The following is a 2,519-nucleotide window of genomic DNA, read 5'->3' as shown; positions in this document are numbered from 1 at the left end:
ATTCGGCGCGCAATTAACAGCAGACGGCGCCACGTTTCATTTTTGGGCGCCAGCAGCAAAGCACGTGGACGTAGTGCTGCCAACTCCGCAACCAATGCGACGCCAAGAGAATGGCTGGTTTCGCGCCGATATCGCAGGGGTTAAGGCTGGCGCGCTCTATAAATTCAGGATCGATGACGAGATCGACGTTCCCGATCCGGCTTCCGCCTTCCAGCCTGATGATGTTTCGGGGCCCAGCGAAGTTGTCGATCACTCAAGCTATCGCTGGCGCGCGTCGGAATGGCGCGGAAGGCCTTGGCACGAAGCCGTCCTGATCGAAACTCATGTAGGTACGTTCACAGAAGAAGGTACCTACAAAGCCATGATCGGCAAGCTCGATCATCTGGTAGCAGTTGGCATCACCGCACTGGAGTTGATGCCGTTGGCGGATTTCGCCGGAACGCGCAACTGGGGATATGACGGCGTGCTGTGGTACGCACCCGACAGCGTCTACGGCCGTCCCGATGATCTGAAGATGCTGATCGACGAAGCGCATCTGCGCGGGATGATGGTCTTCCTGGACGTCGTCTATAATCACTTCGGCCCGGAGGGAAATTATCTCGGCCGCTACGCGCCATCCTTCTTCACGGAGGCGCAGACCCCCTGGGGTAGCGCGATCGATTACCGGGTAAAAGAGGTGCGCGCCTTCGCCATTGAGAACGCGCTATACTGGCTGCGTGAGTATCGCTTCGACGGCCTGAGGCTCGATGCCGTGCACGCGATCACAGAGCCGGGCGAGGTTTCCATGCTGCGCGATCTTAGCCTCGCCGCCGGCGATCTGGCTGCGAGAACAAGACGACACATTCACCTTGTGCTTGAGAACGACGACAACCGGGTGAGCGTTCTGGATCCTGGGGAAGATCCGCCGCGCGGCAAATATCGTGCACAATGGAACGATGATTACCATCACGCATGGCATGTAGCGCTAAGTGGCGAGACGCAGGGCTATTACCGCGATTATGAGCGCTCGCCGCTTAAAGACATCGCGCGCGCGCTCGGCTCAGGCTTTGTCTATCAGGGCGAGCCATCGCCGTATCGGGATGGGCAGCCGCGCGGCGAAGCCAGCGGCGAGCTTGCTCCCACCGCCTTTGTCAATTTCCTGGAAAATCACGACCAGATCGGCAACCGCGCTCTCGGCGACCGAATTGAAAGCAATGTAGCCGCGGATGCGATTGAGGCTGCGCTGGCGGTCCTGTTGATCGCTCCGGGGATTCCGATGCTGTTCATGGGAGAGGAATGGGGCTGCAAAGCGCCCTTCCCGTTCTTCTGCGGATTTGAGGGCGAACTCGCGGAGGCCGTACGCAACGGGCGGCGTAAGGAATATGCCTGGGCTTACGCTAAATATGGCGATGACGTGCCCGACCCTCTGGCCGCTTCAACTTTTCAGTCAGCGGTGTTGGATTGGAAATCGATCAACGAAGCGCCAGGCAAACAGCGGCTAGCGCTGGTGCGCGAACTGCTGGCGATACGCCAGCGCGAAATCATTCCGCGGCTGGCGGGTGCCACATTTGGCAAAGCAAATGCGGCGGAGAATGGATTGCTGCAAGCTCACTGGCGGATGGGCGATGGCGCAAGCTTAGTGCTACACGCCAATCTCGCGAAAGCTGAAGTTCCGCGTGAGCCGTGCGATGGCGCCACAATCTGGGGCAACGACAGCGGGAATATTATGCCGCCATGGTCGGTGGTCTGGCGTATTGGAGCACGCTAATGCCGCCGGCCATTCCGCTCGCAACCTACCGCCTGCAGCTGACTGCGGATTTTGGCTTCGACGCTGCGGCGGCAATTCTCCCTTATCTGAAGTCCCTCGGCATCACGCACCTCTACGCATCGCCGTTCATGAAGGCACGCCACGGCTCGTCTCATGGCTACGATGTCGTCGATCACACTCAGCTTAATCCGGAACTCGGTGGTGAAGAGGCGTTTGAGCGTTTGAGCGAAACGCTAAAGGCGCACGACCTCGGCCTCATTCTGGATTTCGTTCCGAACCATGTCGGTGTGCACTTCGCCGACAATCCGTGGTGGCTCGACGTGCTGGAATGGGGTCCGGCGTCCCCGCATGCCGTCTCATTCGATATCGATTGGGACATCCTGCCTTTTCGGTCACGCCCTGGCGTGCTGCTGCCGATCCTTGGCGCCTCCTATGGACAGTCTCTCGAAAAAGGCGAAATCGAACTTCGATACGATCCGGATCACGGCAGTCTCTCGGTGTGGTATTTCGAGCATCGCCTGCCCATTGCGCCCGAGCGCTACGGCGAGATTCTGCGTCACGCTGTAAAGGAAGCAGGCGCCGAAGACAGCACGGCAGGGAAACACATCATTGAACTGGCGTCGCGCTACCAGGGCTTGCGTCATCCGAATCGAAAAGAGGCGCCGAGCTTCAAGGCGGAGCTGAAGAGCATCGTTGGGGGTAGCGAGATCATTGCACGGGGGCTCGAGGCCTATCGGGCGGGACCGGATCGCCCGACCCAGATTCTGGCGCT

The 2,519-nt window shown here is 59.5% G+C and carries 2 protein-coding genes; both read left to right on the top strand.

The window, feature by feature from the left end; all coding sequences use genetic code 11:
* Window positions 1-1,747 (top strand): malto-oligosyltrehalose trehalohydrolase (gene treZ / locus VJV58_RS02425; RefSeq protein WP_324135738.1); only part of this gene is annotated, 1,747 nt, incomplete at its 5' end.
* A partial coding sequence (locus VJV58_RS02420) for an alpha-amylase family glycosyl hydrolase (protein ID WP_324135737.1) occupies window positions 1,747-2,519 on the top strand: 773 nt, incomplete at its 3' end. The genes treZ and VJV58_RS02420, both read left to right, overlap by 1 nt.

Source organism: Bradyrhizobium sp. (assembly GCF_035273305.1).
In the GTDB taxonomy this organism is placed as follows: domain Bacteria; phylum Pseudomonadota; class Alphaproteobacteria; order Rhizobiales; family Xanthobacteraceae; genus Bradyrhizobium.
This window is presented reverse-complemented; position numbering and strand designations above follow the sequence as displayed.